A 22,271-nucleotide genomic window follows, 5' to 3' on the forward strand; every position below is an offset into this window, starting at 1 on the left:
TTCAGCGAGGTGTCTCTTTTCGATTGGGAAGGGGCGCTACTGACCGAGGACTAGCGCAACGATTACCCGGAGCGTCGGTTTGTTGCCATCGGGATGATCGGTCAGCGGGTCCACGTGGTGTGTTTCACGCCGATTGAAGGTGGAATTCGCGTCATCAGCTTGAGAAAGGCCAACGCTCGGGAGGTGCGGCGCTATGACAAGGCGACTCACGGACAGGACAGGTGAGGTCCGGGAACTCACCGATGAGGATATCGAACGTATGCGCCCCATGGATGAGGTGTTGCCTGCAAACCTCAAGCGGGCCATCGGGCAGCGGGGGGCGCAACGAACGCCGACTAAGGTGAAGACGTCGATCCGTCTGTCTCGGGACGTCATTGACCACTTCAAGCAGGGCGGCGATGGCTGGCAGCGCCGCATCGACCAGGCCCTGAAACAGTATATTCGAGAACATGGTAGCGATTGAGGTCTGGCCGCCAAATAGCTGGCGGACACGCCAGGCCAGGCCTCGCTAGCCGGACGCATCGACGACGGCGTGATGGCAAAGTGGAGACTGCGCTTCAATCAAACCGCTGTCTGAGTATCCTCAGTCCGTTGCCCACGACCAGCAGGCTCGAGCCCAGGTCGGCGAACACCGCCATCCACAGGGTGGCGTGGCCGGTCAGCGCCAGGGCCAGGAACACCGCCTTGATGCCGAGCGCCAGGGCGATGTTCTGCACCAGCAGGCGGCGGGTGCGGCGGGCCAGGTCGATCAGCCGTGGCAGGCTGGCCGGGTCGTCGTTCATCAGCGCGATATCGGCGGTTTCGATGGCCACGTCGCTGCCTGCCGCGCCCATGGCGATGCCGATGTCGGCCCGGGCCAGCGCCGGGGCGTCGTTGATACCGTCGCCGACCATGGCGCACACACCGCGGCGGGACAGCGCGTCCAGGCGCGACAGCTTGTCCTCCGGCAACAGCTCACCGTAGGCCTCGTCGATGCCGGCCTCACGAGCGATGGCATCGACCCTGGCCTGGGCGTCGCCGCTGAGCATGCTGACGCTCACCCCCTGGCGATGCAGGCGCTTGATGGCTTGGCGGCTGGTGCTGCGCAGGGCGTCCCTGACCGCGAAGTAGGCCAGCAGCCGATCGTCGCGCCCCAGCCAGACGATACCGGCGTCGTCGTTGTCGGCGTCACTACTGGTCAGCTGGGCCTGGCTGACCCCCATCTCGCCGGCCAGGCGGGCGTTGCCGAGCCACACCCTCGCACCGCTATCGGCCTCGCTTGCCACCAGACCACGACCGCCGCGCTCCTCGACACCTTCCAGTGACACCGTAGGCTGAGAGCCCAGCCCCTGCACCAGGGCGCGGGACACCGGATGGTTGGAGCGCTCCGCCAGGGCGAGGGCCAGGCGCTGTCCCTCGGCGTCGCTGCTGTCACCGAGCGCAGCTGAGCGCACCAGCCGTGGCTTGCCCTCGGTCAGGGTGCCGGTCTTGTCCAGCGCCAGGTGGGTGAGTCGGGTGGCCTGCTCGAGAAAGACCCCGCCCTTGATCAGGATACCCTGGCGTGCGGCGGCACCGAGGCCGCTGACCACCGTTACCGGGGTGGAGATCACCAGCGCGCAGGGGCAGGCGATGACCAGCAGCACCAGGGCGCGGTAGACCCCGTCGAGCCAGGGGCCGAGGCCGAGCAGTGGCCAGCCCAGCGCGACCAGCCCGGCCAGCACGAACACCACCGGGGTGTAGATGGCCGCGAAGCGATCGATGATGCGCTGCGTAGGCGCACGACGGGACTGGGCTTCTTCCACCGCGTGGATGATGCGCGCCAGGGTGGTGTCATTGGCCCGCCGGGTGACGCGGTAGTCGAAGTCGCCGGCCAGGTTGATGGAGCCGGCGTAGACGCTCTCGCCGAGGGAGCGATCACGCGGCAGGCTCTCGCCGGTGATCGGCGCCTCATCCAGGCTAGGGTCACCGCGCACGATCTCGCCGTCCAGCGCCAGACGCTCGCCGGCGTGTACCCTGACCAGATCACCGATGGCGACGTCGTCAGCGTCGATCTCGCGCCACTCGCCGCTGCCAGACTCTCCTTCATCAAGCACCCGTGCCCTGGGTGGGGCCAGGTCGAGCAGTCCTGAGATGGCCTGGCGCGCGCGTGCAAGCGACCCGGCCTCGAGGTGCTCGGCCAGGGTGAACAGCACGATCACCATGGCCGCCTCGGCCCAGTGGCCGATCAGCATGGCGCCGGTTACCGCCACGCTCATCAGCGCATTGATGTTGAGGGTGCCGTGGCGCAGCGCCACAAGGCCCTTTTTCCAGGTGGGAATGCCGACCAGGGCGATGGCGACGATGGCCAGCAGCGGCGTAAGCCAGCCAGCGGTCAGCCCTAGCCAGCCGATGGCCTCGGCGCCCAGGGCCAGAATGCCGGCCAGCGCGAGGCGCCCCCAGGGCGTCGTCGTGGTGCTGCGGGAATCATCGGCGGCGTCGGCGCCTTGGTCATCCTCGAAGCGAGGCGTCATGCCGGTGTCGCGGACACGGGCGGTCAGGGCGTCTCGATCGACACCGTGGTGATGGACGACCAGACGACGCTGCATCAGCTGGAAGCTCAGTGCCTCGACCCCGGGAAGATCGGCCAGCGCCTTTCTGAGCACGCCTTCTTCGGTGGGGCAGCACATCTCGTCGATGGTCAGCGCAAGACGACTGGCCGAAGGGGACGCTTCGCTGCTCTGTGGGGTGTCGGCAGTCTCGGCTGCCCCGCAGCAGGTACTGGTTCCCGCCGGCCTGGTTTCGCTTGTTGTTTCGTCTCTAGTTTCGGTCTTGGTTTCAGTGCGGGGCGTGGCACTGGAGGCGCAGCAGCCGGCCTTGCTCGTACTTTTCGCGCTGCGCTCTTCAGGGGAATCTGCCATCTTGGGGGAATCTGCCATCTTGGGGGAATCTACCATCCTGGGAACTCCACTCGGGTCTCTGAGTCAGAGTTGACACCCTGTAGTCACTATAGGGTCAAGGGCTGGCATGAGACAGTCGATGCCTGGCCAGAATGGACGGACGTTTGGCGAGAGGAAAACCCATGAAGATCGGCGAGCTGGCAAGACGCAGCGGGGTCAAGGTGGAGACGGTGCGCTACTACGAGCGCGAAGGACTGCTGCCCGAGCCTGCGCGCAGCGAGGGCAACTATCGACTCTATCGTGAGGCCCACGCCGAGCGCCTGGACTTTATCCGTCACTGCCGCGCCCTGGACATGACGCTGGACGAGATCCGCGCGCTGCTGGTCTGTCAGGACGATCCCGAGCAGCCCTGCGATGAGGCCGACGCCCTGATCGAGGCGCACCTGGGGCACGTCGAGCAGAGGATCGCTCAGCTCTCCAGGCTCAAGGTCGAACTGGAAGGCCTGCGTCGTCGCTGCGCAGGTCAGGGCAAGGTCGGCGAGTGCGGCATCCTCAATGAACTGTCCCAGCCGGTCGATCCCCCCGAGACGCTGGAGCATGCCCACGTCGGTGGCGTCCATCCGCGGCGTTGAGCCCGGCTGGCGCAAGCCCGCGTCTCCCCTTGCAGAGAGCCCGGACAGGACACCAGGAGCCGGACACGACAGCGCCGCCCCGAGGGGCGGCGCTGGTGGGTGCCGTGATGCGATGGCCTGGTTGACGTTGTCAGACGACGCGCATCAGGCCTCTTCGGTGCGCCTGGGCAGTACCCAGTCCTTGCGCGGGAAGTGGCAGGTGTAGCCGTGGGGAATGCGCTGCAGGTAGTCCTGGTGCTCGGGTTCGGCCTCCCAGAAATCCCCCACCGGCTCGACCTCGGTGACCACCTTGCCGGGCCACAGACCCGAGGCTTCCACGTCGGCGATGGTGTCGAGCGCTTCACGCTTCTGCTCTTCATCCACGTAGTAGATGGCCGAGCGGTAGGACATGCCACGGTCGTTGCCCTGACGATTGGGCGTGGTCGGATCATGGATCTGGAAGAAGTACTCCAGCAGCTTGCGATAGCTGATCACGTCGGGATCGAACAGGATCTCGATACCCTCGGCGTGGGTGCCGTGGTTACGATAGGTGGCGTTCTGCACGTCGCCACCGGTGTAGCCGACCCGGGTGTACTCGACCCCTGGCAACTGGCGAATCAGATCCTGCATGCCCCAGAAGCACCCGCCTGCGAGAACTGCGCGTTGTTGTGCCATGTTCAGACCTCCTCGACTTGATTCAGATATTCGCCGTAGCCCTCGGCTTCCATGTCATCGCGATGGATGAACCTGAGCGACGCCGAGTTGATGCAGTAGCGCATGCCGCCCTTGTCCCTGGGGCCGTCGTTGAAGACGTGACCCAAGTGGCTGTCACCGTGGGATGAGCGCACCTCGGTGCGGATCATGCCATGGGACGAATCCACCAGCTCGTTGACGTAGGCCGGCTCGATCGGCTTAGTGAAGCTGGGCCAGCCACAGCCGGACTCGTACTTGTCCGACGAGGCGAACAGCGGCTCGCCAGAGACGATGTCCACGTAGATGCCGGGCTCCTGGTTGTGCAGGTGCTCCCCGGTGCCGGGACGCTCGGTGCCGCTTTCCTGGGTGACCCGATACTGCTCGCGGTTCAGTCGGGCGATGGCCTCGGGTGACTTTTCATAGGTTTTCATGGGCTCTCCTCGTGGGTGGGGGAGACGCAGGCTCGGCGCGATGGCTTGCCCTCAAGGTTACACGCCAGCTTGCGGGACCGTAATCAGTCGTGGTGATGGAGAGATCCTTACACGCCTAACGATTCGTGTCACGCCGATGCAGGCATTGGCCCAGCGCCCAGACCTGGTCGATGGCCCAGTCATCGTCGCCGAGCACCAGCAGGTCGGCGTCCTGACCGACCGCCAGACGTCCCTTGCGCTTGAGCCCGAGGGCGTCTGCGGCGTGGGTGCTGGCGAGGCCCACGGCGACCTCCAGGGCGATGCCGTGGTCGTTGACGCACTCGCCCAGTACCTCGAACAGGCTGTCCAGGCGGCCAGCCTCGAGGCCGACGAATCGCCCCTCGGCGTCAAAGCGGGGCAGGGAAGCGTTGGCGTCGGAGGACAGGCTGATGCGCGAAGGGTCGACGCGGGCCTTGAGCGCCCTGGCGGCGGCCTCTGAGGCCGGCACCTCGCCGTCGGCCAGAAGCTCCGCCGTGGTGCTGGTGGTGAAGTCGATCCGCCCGCCGTCCCGGGCGAAGCGCAGGCCATCCTCGAACAGCGCAGCGGTGCGGTTGATGTGGGTCGGCATGAACTGGGCGATGGGCAAGGCCGTGGTGCGTGCTACCTCACGCAGGATCTCCAGGCCACCTTCGGCGTCGCCGGTGTGGATGAAGACGATCCCGGACTTGCCGGCGAGCATTCCTGCGGTGCGGCTCTCGGAGGCCAGCCGAGCAAGCTCATGGGCGCTGGGCTGGGAGCCGCGATGGTCGCTGATGGCGACCTCACCGACGCCGATGAACTCGGGGATATGGACGATATCCTCGGCCACCGAGCCGGTCAGGGTCACCGGCGGCAGCTGGTAGGAGCCGGTGTAGGCGTAGCAGCTCAGGCCGCCGGCGGCGAGCTCGCGTACCTTGCCGAGCAGGTTGGCCGGCGTGCGGGTCAGAGCGTCGGTGCCGAGCGCCCCCACCAGGGTGGTGACGCCGGAGGCGATGGCATCCTCGAGGCGGAGCTCGGGGGTGCGGGTGCCAAAGCCGCCTTCGCCACCACCGCCGGTAATGTGCACCAGCGGATCGACCAGGCCAGGGATGACCCGCCGGCCCTCGAGGTCGTGTACCTCGAGGCCGGGAAAGTGTTCATCGACGCTGGCCTCGGGCTCCAGCACCGCCGCGATGCGGCGGTCGGTGATCAGCAGGTGCTTCAGGCCCATCGCGGCAGGGGCGTAGAGGCGGGCATTCTTCAGAAGGGTCAGCATGGCGGCTCCCGAGACAGGGCCGGCCCTGGGGCAGGCCGGCCTGAACGATAAAGGGCAACGTTCACAGTTTGACGTCGTAGCTGAAGTACTCGTTCATGATCTCGTCGTAGGTGCCGTCTGACTTGAGCTCGGCCAGGGCCTCGTTGAAACGCTCGGCGAGTTCACGGTCGCGCTTGCGGAAGGCCACGCCGACGCCCTGGCCGAAGTAGGTCTCGGGCTCCTTGATGAAGTCGCTGATGCGCACGAAGTCGCTCTGCTCGGTATCGATGTCGATCATCGCCTCGGCGATCGGGTAGTCCATGAAGGTCAGGTCCAGGCGGCCGGCACGCAGGTCGGCGACCACGTCGTCGGCACTGGCGTAGCGGCGTACTTCGAGCACATCGCCGTACAGGTCGGTGACGTAGCGATCCTGCAGGGTGGCGCGCTGCACGCCGACGCTCAGGCCTTCGAGGCTGGCCTTGTCGGCGATGTCGATGTCGCGGCCGCGCGGCGTGATCCAGGCGCTCGGGGTGGTGTAGTAGGGCTCGGAAAACAGCACCTGGCGGCTGCGTTCCTCGGTGATCGCCATGGACGACATGATGGCGTCGAACTTGCGCGCCATCAGCGCCGGGATCATGCCGTCCCAGGGCTGCTCGACCCAGGTGCACTGGATCTCGAGGCGCTCGCAGACGGCGTTGCCCAGGTCGATCTCGAAGCCGGTCAGGGTACCGTCGGCGGTCTTGTACTCGAAGGGTTCGTAGGGCACATCGACGGCCAGGCGAAGCGGCTCGTCGGCGAGTGATGGGCCTGCGCCGATCATCAGCGCGGACAGGGCGGAGGCCAGCAGCAGGGGAGAACGATTCATGGGGATTTCCTTGGACAAGAGTGAATAACCACAGAGTAGGACCCCTGCAACGATGCATCAGCAGGGAGCTGCCTACACACAGGGCAATGTCGCCAGGGGAGGGCGAACAAGCAGAACTTTCAAGGCATTGGAGTATGCGCAGGGGACGCTATTCGTCGAACCATTCGCTCAGGGCAAAGCCATCCAGCCAGGGCGGCCGGGGAAGGGACTCTGCGAAGATGGGGAGCCAGGTCAGGGGCACGAAGATGTCCTGTCGCGTCAAGGTGCTATCGAGTGTTCTAGCGAGTGTTCTAGCGAGTGCTACAGCAAGATTGCCAGCAAGTGTTCCAGCGAGTGCCGGTGGTGACACCGGACCCGAGAGGGTCCGGTGCGGTGCCTGCTCGAGGCGTTGGCTCGAGCAGGACTTGGTTTTTCAGCAAGATACTTATTCAGCGAAAGCTTATTCGGCAAAGACTTATTCAGCAAAGTACTTGGCATGAATCTCTTCGTAGGTGCCGTTGTCCTTCAGGGTGGCGAGCGCCTCGTTGAAGGCCTTGGCCAGGTCCTCGTCACGCTGACGGAAGGCGATGCCGAAGCCGTCACCGAAGTACTCCTTGGGCTCGGTGATCTGCTCACCGACCACCTTGTAGTCGCCTGCCTCGCTGTCCAGCAGGGTCGACTTGCCGACCGGATAGTCGAGGAAGCCGATGTCGACGCGGCCGGAGTCCATGTCCAGCACCAGGTCGTCGGCGGTGGCGTAGCGGCTGACATCGGCCACGTCGCCGTACAGGTCGGTGACGTAGTTGTCCTGGAGGGTGCCACGCTGCACGCCGATGGTCAGACCCTCGAGGGACTCGACGTCAGGGTTGCCCATCTCCAGGTCGGTCGGGGCGAACCAGGCGGACGGCGGGGTGAAGTAGGGGTCGGAGAACAGCACCTGCTCACGACGCTCGTCGTTGATGGTCATGGAGGACATGATGGCGTCGTACTTGCGCGCCATCAGGCCGGGGATGATGCCGTCCCAGCCCTGAACCACCCACTCGCACTGGATGCCGACTTCAGCACAAAGAGCGTTACCCAGATCGATGTCGAAGCCGGTCAGCTCGCCGTCGGGGGTGCGGTATTCCATCGGCTCGTAGGGCACATCGACGCCGATGCGGATGTCACGAACCTCGGCCTGGGCGGTAGAAGCGAGAACCGCGGTGCCGATCAGGCCAGCGGTAAAGAGCTTGCGCAGTGTCATATAGGTAAACCCTTGTTATTGATAAGCGGGTGTTGATGCGATGGGAGGGCGTCTTGTGGACGCATACCATCACCTTAGCGAATCGGGGCCCTCTCAGGAAGGGCAGGGCGGCAGAAATGAAACGCCAGTTCCCAACGCTTGTTTGACGATAGCGCGACGGCGCCGGAGGCGGTGGCCTCCGGCGTCACGACGGCTTAACCGGAGGCCGGCTTCAAGTGGGCCAGCAGGCGCTTTTCCAGATAGCGGAACAGGTACAGGATGGCGAAGGTCAGGCACAGGTAGATCGCCGCCACGAACAGGAAGGCGTCGAAGGGCGCGTAGTAGCGGGCATAGACGAAGCGAGCCGCACCGGTCAGGTCCATGATGGTCACGACGCTGGCGATGGCGCTGGCGTGGAGCATGAAGATCACCTCGTTGCCGTAGGCCGGCAGCGCCCGGCGGAAGGCGCTGGGCAGCACGATGCGGCGCATCATCAGCGAGTAGCGCATGCCGTAGGCCCTGGCCGCCTCGATCTCGCCACGCGGGGTGGCCTTGATCGCACCATGGAAGATCTCGGTGGTGTAGGCCGCGGTGTTCAACGAGAACGCCACCAGCGCCGGGAAGAACGGCTTCTCCAGCAGTACCCATAGCCAGGTGTCCTGGATGCCCTCGACGAACACCACGCCGTAGTAGATCAGGTAGAGCTGCACCAGCAGCGGCGTGCCGCGGAATACATAGGTGTAGAAGAAGATCGGCATCTTGATCCAGCGGCGCTTGGAACCCCGGCCGATGGCCAGTGGCACCGCGGCGATCAGGCCGACGATCAATGACAGGAACACCAGCTGGACCGTGGTGGTCAGGCCCTCACCGTAGTACGACAGGGTGTCGAGGGTGAAGATGGTGTTGTCGGCCAGCAGTGCTTCGATTGAGGCAAGCAGGGAATCCATCAGTCATGCCCTCCGAAGCCGACGTCGTAGCGCTTCTGCAGTCTGGCGAAGAACCACTCCGAGACGCTGGCGATCAGCAGATAGATGACCGCCACGATGATCATGAACAGGAAGGGCTCGCGGGTGGCCTTGGAGGCCTCCGCGGCGACCCGCACCATGTCGGACAGGCCGATCACCGAGACCAGGGCGGTGGTCTTCAACAGCACCATCCAGTTGTTGGACAGGCCCGGCAGGGCATGGCGCATCATCTGCGGGAAGCGAATACGGCGGAACACCAGGGCGTGGCTCATGCCGTAGGCGCGGCCTGCCTCGATCTGGCCGCTGTCCACCGCCAGAAAGGCGCCACGGAAGGTCTCGCCCATATAGGCACCGAAGATCAGGCCGATGGTCAGGACGCCGGCGACGAACTCGTTGACGTTGATGAAGATGTCGATACCGAAGCGGGCGTACAGCCAGTCGGTGACCATGTTGATGCCGATCTGGCCGCCGAAGAACAGCAGCATCATCAGCACCAGGTCCGGTACGCCGCGGATGATGGTGGTATAGAGGGTGCCCAGGCGGTGGGCCACCCAGTTGCGCGACATCTTGGCGCTGGCGGTGACAAGGCCAAGCCCGATGGCCAGGATCAGTGACAGCACCGCCAGTTCGATGGTGACCAGCGCCCCCTCGAGAAGGCGTGGCCCGTAACCGTGAAGGTCAATCATGGGTCTCTCCTGGCCGCCTCAGCGCTTGGGTGCAAGGAATTGCTTGAGTCGCTCGGAGCTGGGGTTGCCCAGCACCTGGTCGGGCGGACCCGCTTCCTCGACCTGACCCTGGTGCAGGTAGATCACCTGACTGGAGACGTCGCGGGCGAAGGCCATTTCGTGGGTTACCACGATCATGGTGCGACCTTCTTCGGCCAGGTCACGCATGACCTTGAGCACGTCGCCGACAAGCTCCGGGTCCAGCGCCGAGGTCGGCTCGTCGAACAGCATGACCTCCGGGTCCATGGCGAGTGCCCGGGCGATGGCGCCACGCTGCTGCTGGCCACCGGAAAGCTGGGCAGGATAGTAGTCGGCGCGTTCGGCCAGGCCGACCCGCTTTAGCAGGGCGCGGGCGTGTTCGATGGCCTCCTTCTTCGACTTCTTGAGCACGTGGACAGGCGCTTCGATGACGTTCTCCAAAAGCGTCATGTGGGCCCAGAGGTTGAAGCTCTGGAACACCATCGACAGCTTGGCGCGCATCTGTACCACCTGGTTCCAGTCGGCAGGCTCGCGGCCGTGCTTGGTTTCCTTGAAGCGGATCTGTTCGCCGTGGACAAACAGCTCGCCCTCGTTGGGCTGTTCAAGCAGGTTCATGCAGCGCAGGAAGGTGCTCTTGCCGGAGCCGGAGGCGCCGATCAGGGTGATGACGTCCCCCTTGCGGGCCTCGAGAGACAGCCCCTTGAGCACTTCGGTGTTGCCAAAGCGCTTCTTGATATTGCGCACTTCCAGCGGAATTGGTGTATCAGCCATGAATCGGGCTCCAGATAGAATCGGCCGTGCCGGGTGGGCCGGCCGGATGGCGCGGGCTGGCGCGAAAAAAACGGGGGATTCTAACAGGCTTGGAACGGCGCAGCAGACGAAGCTGATCCGAGGGGGTATAGACCTTCGTCGAGTATAGGGGCGGGAGTTGTCATGCGTCTATCTCCAGGTTGTTGTTATGTATATATTTATTGTAAGTAAAAGAGGTGCGGTCTCACGCTGATGTCAGCCTCACCGGGCGCACCAGCAGCGCCGCTCGAGCGCCGAGTTCTACCCTGGCGTTGGGGAACACCACCTTGAGCGGCTCGTCACCGATACGGGTATCGCCGGCCTGGGCGTCACGCGCCACCACGGTACCGGGGGCGAACTCGGTGAAGTTGGGAATGTCATCGGCAAAGCACAGCGCGAAGTCCTCGCTTTCACGGAACACTTCGACAGCCACCGCAAAGCCATCCAGCTGCTGAATCTCGCCCGACTCGGGCAATTGTCCGGCGATCAGCGACTGAATCAGCCGGCCCATGGGTTTAAGCGGCTCGAGATCATTGTGGCCGAACGGCAACGCCTTGCCGAGTTCCAGGGTAAACGCCTGGGCGCCGTGGTAGTGCTTGCTGTAGTGGGAGAAGGTCCAGCTATGCTGATGCTGCTTGAGCGCCGCCTGGATGCCCGCGCCGGCCATCCAGTGCCACTGCTCGCTATCGGTACGAGTCTCGGCGAAAGGATCCACCACGAAGCGTGGGTAGTGGCTGTCGCGGATCGCGGTGTGCAGGTCGTAGTGCAGCCTTGGCAGCTGGCTGTGGTCGGCGAAGAAGGCATCCACCGCGGCCATCAGCTCACGCGCGCGGTCGGCCTCGTCACCTGGCTGGTCGAGTTCCCGCCGGAACAGTCGATTGAGGTTGGTCTCGACGAAGCGGGTGTTGCGACGAATCGCCTCGAGGTTGCCGAGGATCACCAGCACCGGAGCACCGACAGAGGCAAGCCCTGCCTCCAGGCGCGCCAGGCAATCACCCAGCAGCTCGATCGGCGCGGTCTCGTTGCCGTGGATGCCGACGGACAGCACGCAGGCGCGTGCATCTGTGCCGACGGTGTCCGGGATCAGGCGCAGCAGGCCCGGCCCCTCGATCCGATAGCGGCCGCCTTTTAGCGAGCCTTCCCGGCCCTTGATCGGCCGGTCGGGGGACGACGCATCGGCCTCAAGACTTGCCGTCAGCCACTCAGCCAGCATGGCGACCTCCCGCCAGAGGCGAGGAACAAAGGGAACCTGAGTCGGGTGTCAGAACAAACGTCATCGGGAGTCTTCTTGTTGCCAAGGCATTTATCGAATTCTTGTCGCCGCATCATAGCGAGCCCCCAGGAGGGCCCCGTTGCCTCTTATCGGCCCAGAGCTGGCCCACTACCTACCCACTAGCGACCCTCCGGGCCGACTCGCCAGCCGAGCGGGGGCGAACGGAAACAGGGCAGGGCGTGGCCTGTCAGCGGCCGATGGCCGGGCATTCGATCATCGCTGGAGGCGCGGATGCCGCTTCACCTTCTTAGGCAGCGCGGGACCTCGCAAGAGCGAGCGTCGATCTGGTGAAAACCGGGGGTGCGATAATGAAAGGCCCGACAGCATTCGCCGCCGGGCCGGAGATGAACGGCCACAGCGGCAGGCGCCTAGAGACCGCGAGCGCCGGTATAGAGGGTATACAGCGATTGACTGGCGGCCATCAGCAGGCGGTTGCGCTTTTCTCCGACGAAGCAGACGTTGGCGCAGACTTCCGGCAGCAGGACGCGACCGATCAGGGTGCCATCCGGAGCAAACACGCTGACCCCATCCTTGCCCTCGCCCCCTGAGGTGCCGACCCAGAGGTTGCCGTCCTCATCACAGCACATGCCGTCATAGCCCTCGCTGGTGCTTTCCACCAACCTCTCGGCACCAGCCAGCGTCCTGTTCTCGGCGCTGAAGGTGAATCGCGTGATGGTAGCGGGCTGATCGGGATGGTGCGAAGGGGCGGTATCGGTGACATACAGCGAGCTGCCGTCCGGCCCCAGGGCGATACCATTGGGCTTGTAGAGCTCTGTGGTCAGACGGGTCGGCTCCTGCATGCCGTCCTCCCAGTAGTAGATGGCGGTCTCGAGTTCGAGCGAGCGCTGCTTGCCCTCGTAGTCGGAGTGCGCGCCGTAGCCGGGGTCGGTGAAGATGATGGCGCCGCCGGGCAGGGTGACCAGATCGTTGGGGGCATTGAGTGGCTTGCCGTCGAAGGTGCTGGTCAGCACATGGCGACTGCCGTCCCACTCGTAGCGAACCACCTGGGCCGGTGAGTGTTCGCAGGCGACCAGGCGACCACGATCGTCGAAAGCGTTGCCGTTGGAATGGCCGATATGATCACGCAGCACGCTGACCTGGCCGCTGGCCTCGTCCCAGCGCATCTGCCGGGCCCTGGGGATGTCGCTGAACACGGCGTAGCGACCCACGGCGTTCCAGGCAGGCCCCTCGAGCCAGAGTCCGCCCGTCCATTCCCGTTCCAGCGGGGCGTTGAACAGCATGTACTGCTTGAAACGATCATCCACCACCTGCCAGGCGTCGATCGGATAACGCTCGGGCGTGGCGGCATGGGCAAATAGCGACGGCGCCGCAGCGGTGGCGCCGATGGCCGCAGTGGCGGCAAGAAACTCTCGTCTTCCCAGTGACATTGCTTGACCTCCATGCAGTGAAAGGGCGACCGAGGTGGTCGCCCTTTCAGCGTATGAGGTGTTCACTGGTCTGTATGTTATACATTCTGACGAGGTCAGGCGGCCTGTGGCAGCGCCTGATTATTGCTCAGCCCTGGCGATAGGGCTCGCACTCCTCGCCCTGTTCGACCTCTATCAGCTCCTCGACCGGGTAGTCCAGATCCTGTGCGCGCTGGACCAGCGAGCGGTAGGTCGCATCGTCGAGCTGGGGACTTCTGGCTAGGATCCACAGATAGTCGCGGTCCGGTCCGGTGACCAGCGACCATTGTCCGGCGTCATCCAGCGCCAGAATGTTGTAGCTTGCATAGAAGGGGCCGAAGAAGCTCACCTTCAGGCGGCCGACGTTGTCTTCCTCCAGCAGGTAGGCCTTGCCTTCGGCCACGTCGGGCTCGCCCTTGGACAGGTCGACGCCACGGTTGATCACCTGGACGCCACCGTCATCCCGGGTGGCGTAGTCGGCGGTGACGCAGTCGAGCCCTTCCTCGAAGCTGTGATCGAAGCGCGCAATCTCGTACCAGCGACCCAGATAGTCCTCCAGGGCGAAGTCCTCGATGGGCTGGGTGCCAGAGGGCAGGCCTGTGCAGGCCGACAGCGCCAGCGGGGCGCCAACGGCTGCGAGCAGGGTGGAGAGGCGCGTCGGCTTTCGAGCCGGGGCCGACGAAGGCCGGCGTCCTTGCGTGTCCATGAGGGCTCCTGAAGGGTGGCAGGCGGGTGGAAGACGAGTCACCGCTGGATGTGTTGCATAATTTTCGTACAAGAAGTGTATGTCTTTTTTGCTGCTGTTGTCCAAGAGGGCTTCCTGCTTGAGATCGAGCAGCCATAAACGTGCAAGGAGCGCCGCATGACGCTAAAGGGGGCACCAGGAGAGGCCGCGCAGGGAACGGCAGGTAGCCAGCTGGGCCAGCACTATGATGCCAAAGGAAGCCTGCTGGCTCGGCTCGAACGTGCCTTTGTCGAGGCGGGATGCGACCCCGACCATCTGAGTCATGACGAGATGGCCGGTATCGATCAACTGCATCTGGGGGGCAGGGCGGCCAGCCGGCGATTGATGGCCCTGGCGGGGAGGGATGCCGGCCAGCCCCCGAACAAGGGGGACGGTCCTCGCTTGGACGCGTTCGCGGGTGCGGGCACGGGTTCCAGCGGCGCAGCGCGCCTGCTCGATCTGGGCTGCGGTACCGGCGGCGCCAGTCGTCTGCTGGCCCGTGAGCTTGGCTACGAAGTGGTGGGGGTGGATATCACGCCGGGCTTCATCGAGGTCGCGACCTGGCTGAGTCGGGCCTGTGGACTGGAGGACACTACCCGTTTCGTGTGCGCCGATGGTGCCGAGTTGCCGCTGGGGGATGCCAGTGTCGAGGCGGTGTGGTGCCAGCATGCCCTGCTCAATATGCCGGACCTCGCCGCTGTGTTGAGCGAGTGTCGCAGGGTGCTCGCTCCGGGCGGCAGGTTGCTGCTCCACGAGGTGGTTCGAGGCGACAATCCTGCGCCGTTATCGCTGCCGGTGCCCTGGGCGAGAACGCCCGAGCATAGCCGACTGTTGTCCCTGAAGGATCTCGAGCAACACCTCCAGGCCGCCGGGTTTCAGCGCCAGGCACTGGAGGATGTCAGCGCCGAGGCGCTGGCCTGGCGTAGCCATCACCGGCGTCGCGAGCAGGGCGGGGCTGACCGCCGAGCCCATGGTGGCACCAACACGGACCAGGCGCAGCCGCCCAGGCAGGAGGGGGGAGAGTCGTCACCTCAGGCGTCAGGGCCTGCTGACCGTCCTCCCATTCGTCCCCGCTTGCCCGGTCCTGCGCTGATCTTTGGTGAGGTCTTCGTGGAGATGGGCCGTAACCTGCTCGATAACCTCGGCGACGACCGGGTTAGGGTGGTCCAGGGGGTGTGGCGGCGTTAGCGGGACGCTATCCGCCCGGTAGCGATCGATACCGGGCGGGTGGGCGCTGTTTCAGGCTCAGGTTCAGGCTCAGCCCTGGGCGATACGCTCGCTGATCGCGGCGCCCAGACGCTCGGTGGTGCCGTTGCCGCCCAGGTCCGGGGTCAGCACTTCGCTGTCGCCGTCTTCCAGCACCGCCTCGATGGCGGCCAGGATGGCGTCACCGGCGTCCTTGTGACCCAGGTGTTCGAGCATCATGGCGCCGGACCAGATCTGGCCGATGGGGTTGGCGATGCCCTTGCCGGCGATATCCGGGGCGCTGCCGTGAACCGGCTCGAACAGGCTTGGGAAGGTGCCTTCGGGATTGATGTTGGCCGAGGGCGCCACGCCGATGGTGCCGGTGCAGGCGGGCCCCAGGTCGGAAAGAATATCGCCGAACAGGTTGGAGGCCACCACCACGTCGAACCAGTCCGGATGCATGACGAAGTTGGCGGTCAGGATATCGATGTGGAACTTGTCCACCTCGACGTCGCCGTACTGCTTGGCCATCTCGGCCACACGGCTGTCCCACCAGGGCATGGTGATAGCGATGCCGTTGGACTTGGTGGCCGAGGTCAGCTTCTTGCGCGGGCGGCTCTGGGCCAGGTCGAAGGCGTACTTGAGCACCCGGTCGACGCCGTGGCGGGTCATCACCGTTTCCTGGATCACCACCTCCCGGTCGGTGCCCTCGAACATGGTGCCACCGACGCTCGAGTATTCGCCTTCGGTGTTCTCGCGGACCACGTAGAAGTCGATGTCGCCGGGCTCGCGACCGGCCAGCGGGCTCTTGATACCCGGCAGCAGGCGGCAGGGGCGCAGGTTGACGTACTGGTCGAACTCGCGGCGGAACTTGAGCAGCGAGCCCCACAGCGAGATGTGATCCGGTACCTTTTCGGGCCAGCCGATGGCGCCGTAGAAGATCGCATCGAAGTCGATCAGCGTCTCGCGCCAGTCGTCCGGCAGCATCTTGCCGTGCTCGAGGTAGTAGTCGCAGCAGGCGAAGTCGAAGGTCTGGGTATCCAGGTCGATAGCGAAGCGCTTGGCGGCAGCCTCGAGGGCGCGCACGCCCTCGGGCATGACTTCGGTGCCGATACCGTCACCGGCGATGATGGCGATGCGATGGGCCATGAAAGCTCCTTGATCCTGTCTGCTGGCGTGTAGAGGGTGCCTCGCGCAGCGGCCACGATTGTGCTTGGTGTGAAGGGTGGCGGCGGCAAGGTGTAAGGTCAGTCTAGCTCTTTACAGAGAGGCGATAATGGGGCTCGATGGCAATTCATTGTTGACCTCAAGTGGAGAAAAGGGTGGCATCACTCGATGATCTGGCGTTCTTTCGTCAACTGGCCCAGGCCGGCAATCTGACCGCCACCGCACGCGAGCTGGGACTGTCGCTGTCGGCGGTCAGCAAGCGTCTGAAGCAGCTGGAGGCGCGGCTCGGGGTGGAACTCGCCACGCGCACCACCCGGCGGCTTACCCTGACCGCCGAAGGTGAGCGTTACCTGGCAAGGGGAGTCGCGCTACTGGATGAGCTGGCCGAACTGGAAGAGAGCCTGGGCGAGGATCGCGAGGCGCTGGCGGGACCGCTGCGGCTCAACGCGACGTTTGGTTTCGGTCGCCGCCATGTGGCGCCCTTGCTGTCCGAGTTCTGTGCCTTGCATCCGGGCATCGAGGCGTCACTGGAACTCTCCAACTTTCCCGCACCATTGGTGGAGGGCGTGGATCTGGGCATCCGTATTGGCGAGCCCCCCGACTCGCGCCTGGTGGCCCGCCGTCTGGTGGCCAGCCGACGTGTTGCCTGCGCCTCTCCCGACTATATCGAGCGCTGTGGTCGGGCCGAGACTCCCCAGGCGCTGCAGCGCCACGCCTGTCTGGTACTGCGGGAGAATGACAGCGATTTTGCGCTGTGGCGATTCGTCGACGCCGACGGTGTCGAGACGTCGGTCAAGGTCGGCGGGCGTCTTACCAGCAATGACGGTGAGGTCATCAAGCGACTGGCGCTCGATGGTCACGGGGTGATGCTGCGCTCCTGGTGGGACGTTCACGATGAATTGAAGGAGGGGCGCCTTGTCAGCCTGCTGCCGGGCTGGGAGGGGGTGCGTGCCGACTTCTTCGCGGTCTACGCCCAGCGCCGGCACGTCCCCGCGCGCTTGCGTGCGCTGGTCGACTTCCTCGCTCGGCGCCTGGCGGCCAGGATCCCGTCACTCGATTGAACGACTGCCGGCCCCGTCAGCCCTTGCGTGCCAGCACTCGCAGCCGGGATTCCAGCATGTCGCGGTCCAGGTAGGTGCCCTGGAGGTGACGCTCCCCGGTGGAGGGATCGAAGGCCTCACGTCCATGCAGTACCCGGCGGTTGTCGAAGGCCACCATCTGCCCGGGACGCAGGTCGAGGGCAATCTGATGCTGTGGTGCATGCAGCAGGGTCCAGAAGTGGTGGTAGGCCTCGTACCAGGGGGTGATCAGGTCGGCAGGCAGGTGCAGGGTGTCACGAATCCAGTTGTTGAAGCGAATCTCGCGGATGCGCCCATCCGTGCCGACGTCGATGACCGGCTCGCGGACGCCGATATCGTGTTCCTCGTCCTGGAAACGAAAGTCGATGGCGGTCTCGGCCAGAAGCTGAAAGTGATCGGGGTTGGCCGCGCGCAGCGCCTCGGCGACCTGGATGCCGTCGGCGAAGATCGAGCCGCCGCCTTCGGCATCGTTCTTCAGGCAATACAGCAACTGCATGTCCGGCGGTTGGCGCCAGTTTGGCAGGTCCGTGTGCAGCGCCAGGGCAATCGAGGTGTAGGCCGCGTTGTTGGGGTTGGGCTTTGAAATGACGTCGAAGCGAGCCCCGAAGTTGGTGGCCTTGAGCGGGCCAATGCGCCGTGCCAGGCGACTGACCTCCTCGAGTTCCAGCGGCCCCTCGTCGAGCAGCACCAGGCCGTCGCGCAGCAACGCCGTGATCCAGGCTTTTTCGCCGTTGCCACCGGCTACCAGATCGGCATGCCGCACATGCTGGGGGGAAAACGGTGTCTGCCAGGCGACAGGCCGCGGCAGGCTGTCGATGGCGGCCTCGCCGGGGCGACGCTGGTGCAGCCAGCCGGCGGCGAAGCGGCTGTGGTGTCCGTCCTGCCAGTCAAGGTGGAGCTGACCGTGCTCGATGCGGGCCTCGTCGAGCCCTGGAACGGCGGCCATCGGTGTGACCAGGCGTTCCCGGGTCAGCGGGTGGCGGCACTGATCACAGGCGCAGTGATCGTGCAGCCACAACAGAGGAAATTGTCCTCGGTCGCCGTTGTTCCAGACCAGCGAGAGACGCAAGCCTTCAGCAACCACGTCGGTCAGCGTCAGGTGCTGGGGCCAGGGGGCCAGTTCGTGCATATCGATGTGGTCGACGCCAGCGGTCGAGGTCAACGAGGCGGTGCTCATGGATCGGCTCCAGGGTGACGAGTGTTGACGAAGTAGATGACGAGGTTTGACGCCGATGGTGGGGGCTCGAGGCGATGGCGACAAACGACTAATATGACGCCTGAGGCCAAGCTGAGCTTATGACTGGCTTTTTCATGGTCGCGAAACCACAGGGCCAGAAACCACAGAGCGCGAAACGACATGCACCGACTTCCTCCTCTGCATTGGCTGCAGGCCTTCGAGGCCTCGGCAAGAACCCTGAGCTTTACCGCAGCGGGCCAGGAACTGTCGGTAACCCAGGCCGCCATCAGTCAACGTATTCGGCTACTGGAGGACCGCCTGGGGCAACCGCTGTTCGTGCGCCACCCGCGCAGCCTGACGCTGACGCCGGCGGGCCAGGCCTGGTTGCCGAGCGTCCAGGAAGCCTTTGCGCGGCTCGATGAGGGCACCCTGGAGGTGTTCGGCGTGACCCCGGATCGTTCGGTGACGCTGCGCACCACTCCGGCGCTTCAGAGCCAATGGCTGGCGCCTCGTCTGGCACGATTTCACTTTACCCACCCCGAGGTGACCGTGCGTGTGGTCAGCGCCGTCTGGAGTTCGGATTTCGGTGCCGAAGGGGCCGATATCGAACTGCGCTACGGCCAGGGGGAGTGGCGCGGCATGGAGTCGATCTCCCTGGGGGCGTCGTCGTTGTTGCCGGTCTGTACGCCGCCGCTGGCAGAGCGGCTCGTCTCGCCGGATGCCCTGGCCGGGCAGACCCTGCTCCACGCGGCGGGCTTCGCGGTCGGTTGGCCAGCCTGGCTCGAGCACGCCGGGTGCAAGGACCTGTCGAGCCACTGTCACAGTCTGATCTGCGACAACCTGTCCATGGTGATGGCGCTGGCCAGGCAAGGGGCGGGGGTGGCGCTGGTGCACCGCTGCCTGCTGGAAGATCCCCAGGGTCTGGTTACCCCGTTCGACATCGAGGTGCCCTCTCGCGAAGGATTCTGGTTATGTCGGCCGCACAACGAACCGGGCAGCGTCGAAAGCGAACGGCTATGGCGCTGGCTGGCGGGCGAAGTAGCGCCTGGGCCATCGTGACAACTTTGTCGGCAAGAGGTCAGGCCTCGGCACTTTGTTCCAGACGGACTGGGGCTGAACCGATCGAGTCGGTATGATCGTGGTCGCTGAACGGGCGCTATTGTTTACGGGCGTAGGCGCTCGTCAGAGCATAGAATTGAGAGGGAGGGCGCCATCCGGCCTTCGTCTGCATCGCACCCCGGGATTTGCGTCGCCGGGGTGCGGCCCATGATCTGTTTCAGGAGACTGCTGCCACCGTGAATGTGCTGATGTTCACCAACACCTATGCGCCGATCGTCGGTGGTGTCAGCGAGTCCGTGCAGCGCCTGAAGCACCAGTTGCAGCGGGCGGGGCATCGTGTACTGGTGGTGGCGCCTCGGCTGGAAGGGCAGCCGCAACACGAGTCGGACGCGGTGCGTGTCGTCGCGGTGCAGCACTTCAATGGCAGCGACTTCTCGCTGCCGGTGCCGATTCCCGGACAACTGTTCGACGCCATCGAGGCCTTCGAGCCGGACATCGTGCATTCCCACCATCCCTTCCTGCTGGGCGACACCGCGGCACGTGCGGCGGAAACCTATGGCCTGCCGCTGGTGTTCACCCACCACACGCTGTACGAGCACTACACCCACTACGTGCCGGGGGATTCCTCGCGGATGCAGCGCTTTGCGGTGGCGCTGGCGACCCAGTACACCTGGCTGTGCGACGAGGTGATTGCTCCCAGCGAGAGCGTCAAGCAACTGCTGGTCCAGCGCGCCGGCAACCCGGACATGACGGTGGTGCCCAGCGGAGTGGACACTTCACGCTTTGCGACGGGCAAGCGTGATCGCTGGCGGGATCACTTCGCGATTCCCGCAGATGCCCGGGTGATCGGGCATCTCGGTCGGCTGGCCAAGGAGAAGAATCTGGCATTTCTGGCGGGCGCGGTGTGCCAGGCGCTGGTCGAGGATGCCGAGGCCTGGTGGCTGGTGGTAGGCGACGGTGATGCCCGAGAAGCGGTGGAAGCGGCCGCCGATCGTCATGGGGTGAGCGAGCGTGTCTGTTTTACCGGCTGCCTGCACGGGCAGGCGCTGATCGACGCCTACCACGCCATGGACGTCTTTGCCTTTGCATCACACAGCGAGACCCAGGGCATGGTGGTGGCCGAAGCAATGGCAGCGGGGCTGCCGGTGGTGGCCCTCGATGCCCCTGGCGTTCGCGAAGTCGTGCGAAATGGGGAGAATGGACGGCTGCTGGCGCATGAGGATGAGCAGGCCTTCGCCCTGGCCCTGGCCGAATGTACCGACGCACGATACTGGCCGGCCCTGCACGAGGCCGCCCTGAGCACTGCCCAGGCCTACGACGAGGCTCGCTGCGCCGAGCGCTGCCTGCGGGTCTACCGCCTGGCGATCGCCCGCGGCGGCCCCTTCACCCACGCCGATGACGGCGGCTGGGAGCGTGTACGCAGCCGACTGGGCGCGGAGTGGCAGATGCTACGCTACCGAGGGAGGGTGCTACGCCACCTGGTCCAGGAGGAGTGGCGTGAAGAGTGGCGTGAGGAGCGGCCATCCTGGTGGCCCGGCCAACACGAAGACGAACCCGAACTGCCGTCGAGGTGACGCCGCTTGGTGATTCGAGACACCTAGGTTTAAACGCACAAGATTTTCCGAATAGTGCGTTTATTCATTTTATGCTCATGTGACTCGTGCTTCCCCAGGAGAGCACGATAGAATCTCCAAAGGCTTCGTTTCTTCGGTTGGATAGAGCGACCAGCGCTCGGTGAGGGTATGACGTTGGAACAGACACGGCAGGACAGCAAGCGATCATCGTCGGCGCAGCGTGATGACGACGCCGTGTCCCTGCGCGCGGATCTGACCATCGAGTTACCGATACGCTTCGTGCATGAGCTGTCCGCGGCCGAATCGCTCCAGGACGTGCTGGATACGGTGGCACGCTGGTCAAGTACGGTGTTTGGCGCCAACCGCGCTTCCATCACTCTGGCGCAGTCCGAGACCGAGCTGACCCTGATCGCCATGGAAGGTAACAACGCCATCCCGATGGATCAGCCTGTGCCGATCTACGGCACCATGGTCGGACGTGTCTATCGCACTCGCCAGGCGGAGTACGCCGAGCGTTTTGACGGGAGTCCCGATCTCGACTGCCAGATGCTCAGTGCCAAGGGGCTGGGGTGCTGTCTCGATGTCCCGATGATCAGCGGCAGTCGCTGCGTGGGCACCATGAACATCGCCCACGAAAGCCCGAATGCCTTCACCGATGAAGATCGTGAGCGCCTGCAGGCCATGGCCCACTGGGTCGCCGCCAGCATACGCATCCATCATCAGATCGAAGAGATGGAAGTGCTGTCCGAGACCGACCCCCTGACCGGGGTATGCAATCGTCGCGCCTTTGCTACCCGTTTTGCCACCCTGGCCAAGCGCTGGCAGCGCGGCAAGGGAGCGCTGGGCGTCGCGCTGGTCGATCTCGATCACTTCAAGTCGATCAACGATACCTACGGCCATGAATCCGGAGACCGGGTGCTGGTCGCCGTGGCCAAGGCGCTCGACGCAAGCTTTCGCAAGTCGGACCTTATCGCCCGCATGGGGGGAGAGGAGTTCTGCGTGGTCATGGCGGGCGTCGACAAGCCCGCCTTGATGTCTGCCCTCGAGCGTTTCAACCTTGCCCTGTCCGAGCTGGAGATACCCGTCGCCGACAGCGTGATACGCGTCACCGCCAGTATCGGTGCGTTGCTGATCGACAGCGATGGGACCGACCTCGACAGCCTGGTCAACCAGGCCGATCAGGCGATGTACAAGGCCAAGACCAATGGTCGAAACCGAGTCGAGTTCGTGCACGTGACGCAGTAGGTCAGCCGTGGCGGTG

At 64.8% G+C, this 22,271-nt stretch carries 21 protein-coding genes and 1 pseudogene; 8 read left to right on the forward strand and 14 right to left on the reverse strand.

Annotated features, from left to right (window positions below):
* Positions 1–72 precede the first annotated feature (72 nt).
* Positions 73–225 (forward strand): annotated as a pseudogene (locus KUW00_RS22720) (BrnT family toxin); the annotation flags it as partial.
* A complete protein-coding gene (locus KUW00_RS21355) occupies positions 194–463 on the forward strand; it encodes a BrnA antitoxin family protein (RefSeq protein ID WP_108132401.1) in 270 nt (89 codons plus the stop codon). The pseudogene KUW00_RS22720 and the gene KUW00_RS21355, both read left to right, overlap by 32 nt.
* 94 nt (positions 464–557) lie before the next feature.
* On the opposite strand, the gene KUW00_RS21360 is transcribed toward KUW00_RS21355, so the two are convergent.
* Positions 558–2,912 carry a heavy metal translocating P-type ATPase gene (locus KUW00_RS21360; RefSeq protein WP_261392301.1) on the reverse strand — a complete coding sequence of 785 codons (2,355 nt, stop codon included), beginning with the start codon at positions 2,910–2,912 and terminating at the stop codon, positions 558–560.
* 125 nt (positions 2,913–3,037) lie between these two features.
* Between KUW00_RS21360 and cadR the strand changes: the two genes are divergently transcribed.
* Positions 3,038–3,487 carry a Cd(II)/Pb(II)-responsive transcriptional regulator gene (gene cadR, locus KUW00_RS21365; RefSeq protein WP_124803318.1) on the forward strand — a complete coding sequence of 150 codons (450 nt, stop codon included), beginning with the start codon at positions 3,038–3,040 and terminating at the stop codon, positions 3,485–3,487.
* Between the two features lie 144 nt (positions 3,488–3,631).
* On the opposite strand, the gene msrA is transcribed toward cadR, so the two are convergent.
* From msrA to KUW00_RS21420, 11 genes are all read right to left on the reverse strand, one after another.
* A complete protein-coding gene (msrA, locus tag KUW00_RS21370; RefSeq protein ID WP_045992797.1) occupies positions 3,632–4,141 on the reverse strand; it encodes a peptide-methionine (S)-S-oxide reductase MsrA in 510 nt (169 codons plus the stop codon).
* A gap of 2 nt (positions 4,142–4,143) precedes the next feature.
* Positions 4,144–4,590 (reverse strand): peptide-methionine (R)-S-oxide reductase MsrB, encoded by a 447-nt coding sequence (gene msrB / locus KUW00_RS21375; protein WP_045992796.1) that lies wholly within the window; start codon positions 4,588–4,590, stop codon positions 4,144–4,146.
* Between the two features lie 115 nt (positions 4,591–4,705).
* A complete protein-coding gene (gene iadA / locus KUW00_RS21380) occupies positions 4,706–5,863 on the reverse strand; it encodes a beta-aspartyl-peptidase (protein WP_222570086.1) in 1,158 nt (385 codons plus the stop codon).
* A gap of 61 nt (positions 5,864–5,924) precedes the next feature.
* On the reverse strand, positions 5,925–6,707 hold the full coding sequence (locus KUW00_RS21385) for a transporter substrate-binding domain-containing protein (protein ID WP_213229893.1): 783 nt from the start codon (positions 6,705–6,707) through the stop codon (positions 5,925–5,927).
* A gap of 454 nt (positions 6,708–7,161) precedes the next feature.
* The gene (locus KUW00_RS21390; protein ID WP_371931862.1) at positions 7,162–7,929 is read right to left on the reverse strand and encodes a transporter substrate-binding domain-containing protein; all 768 of its coding nucleotides are present in this window, start codon (positions 7,927–7,929) and stop codon (positions 7,162–7,164) included.
* A gap of 194 nt (positions 7,930–8,123) precedes the next feature.
* On the reverse strand, positions 8,124–8,855 hold the full coding sequence (locus KUW00_RS21395) for an ABC transporter permease (protein ID WP_108132404.1): 732 nt from the start codon (positions 8,853–8,855) through the stop codon (positions 8,124–8,126).
* Positions 8,855–9,559, reverse strand: coding sequence for an ABC transporter permease (locus KUW00_RS21400; RefSeq protein ID WP_045992793.1), 705 nt, complete (start codon positions 9,557–9,559; stop codon positions 8,855–8,857). Before KUW00_RS21400 ends, KUW00_RS21395 begins: the two co-directional genes overlap by 1 nt.
* An 18-nt stretch (positions 9,560–9,577) precedes the next feature.
* Entirely contained in the window at positions 9,578–10,348 is a 771-nt protein-coding gene (locus tag KUW00_RS21405; RefSeq protein WP_045992792.1) for an ABC transporter ATP-binding protein, read from the reverse strand.
* 223 nt (positions 10,349–10,571) lie between these two features.
* Complete coding sequence (locus tag KUW00_RS21410) at positions 10,572–11,579, reverse strand: succinylglutamate desuccinylase (RefSeq protein ID WP_222570087.1); 1,008 nt, start codon at positions 11,577–11,579, stop codon at positions 10,572–10,574.
* Positions 11,580–12,007: 428 nt separating this feature from the next.
* Complete coding sequence (locus KUW00_RS21415) at positions 12,008–13,027, reverse strand: SMP-30/gluconolactonase/LRE family protein (protein ID WP_222570088.1); 1,020 nt, start codon at positions 13,025–13,027, stop codon at positions 12,008–12,010.
* A 127-nt stretch (positions 13,028–13,154) separates the two neighbouring features.
* Complete coding sequence (locus tag KUW00_RS21420; RefSeq protein WP_045992789.1) at positions 13,155–13,751, reverse strand: lipocalin family protein; 597 nt, start codon at positions 13,749–13,751, stop codon at positions 13,155–13,157.
* Between the two features lie 156 nt (positions 13,752–13,907).
* On the opposite strand from KUW00_RS21420, the gene KUW00_RS21425 reads away from it, so the two are divergent.
* Positions 13,908–14,957, forward strand: a complete 1,050-nt coding sequence (locus KUW00_RS21425; RefSeq protein ID WP_222570089.1) for a class I SAM-dependent methyltransferase — start codon at positions 13,908–13,910, stop codon at positions 14,955–14,957.
* 69 nt (positions 14,958–15,026) lie between these two features.
* On the opposite strand, the gene KUW00_RS21430 is transcribed toward KUW00_RS21425, so the two are convergent.
* Positions 15,027–16,103 (reverse strand): tartrate dehydrogenase, encoded by a 1,077-nt coding sequence (locus tag KUW00_RS21430; RefSeq protein ID WP_045991709.1) that lies wholly within the window; start codon positions 16,101–16,103, stop codon positions 15,027–15,029.
* 173 nt (positions 16,104–16,276) lie between these two features.
* On the opposite strand from KUW00_RS21430, the gene KUW00_RS21435 reads away from it, so the two are divergent.
* A complete protein-coding gene (locus KUW00_RS21435) occupies positions 16,277–17,182 on the forward strand; it encodes a LysR family transcriptional regulator (protein ID WP_213229889.1) in 906 nt (301 codons plus the stop codon).
* 16 nt (positions 17,183–17,198) lie between these two features.
* Here the strand turns inward: KUW00_RS21435 and KUW00_RS21440 are convergent, their stop codons facing one another.
* Entirely contained in the window at positions 17,199–18,377 is a 1,179-nt protein-coding gene (locus tag KUW00_RS21440; RefSeq protein WP_261392303.1) for a TauD/TfdA family dioxygenase, read from the reverse strand.
* Positions 18,378–18,557: 180 nt separating this feature from the next.
* On the opposite strand from KUW00_RS21440, the gene KUW00_RS21445 reads away from it, so the two are divergent.
* The 3 genes from KUW00_RS21445 to KUW00_RS21455 all read left to right on the forward strand — a co-directional run bounded on the left by KUW00_RS21445 (position 18,558) and on the right by KUW00_RS21455 (position 22,255).
* The gene (locus KUW00_RS21445; RefSeq protein WP_222570090.1) at positions 18,558–19,436 is read left to right on the forward strand and encodes a LysR substrate-binding domain-containing protein; all 879 of its coding nucleotides are present in this window, start codon (positions 18,558–18,560) and stop codon (positions 19,434–19,436) included.
* Positions 19,437–19,672: 236 nt separating this feature from the next.
* Positions 19,673–21,010, forward strand: a complete 1,338-nt coding sequence (locus tag KUW00_RS21450; protein ID WP_222570091.1) for a glycosyltransferase — start codon at positions 19,673–19,675, stop codon at positions 21,008–21,010.
* 168 nt (positions 21,011–21,178) lie between these two features.
* Positions 21,179–22,255 carry a sensor domain-containing diguanylate cyclase gene (locus KUW00_RS21455; RefSeq protein WP_222570092.1) on the forward strand — a complete coding sequence of 359 codons (1,077 nt, stop codon included), beginning with the start codon at positions 21,179–21,181 and terminating at the stop codon, positions 22,253–22,255.
* Positions 22,256–22,271: the final 16 nt, after the last annotated feature.

This window comes from Halomonas sp. DP5N14-9 (genome assembly GCF_019802175.1).
Classification (GTDB): domain Bacteria; phylum Pseudomonadota; class Gammaproteobacteria; order Pseudomonadales; family Halomonadaceae; genus Halomonas; species Halomonas litopenaei.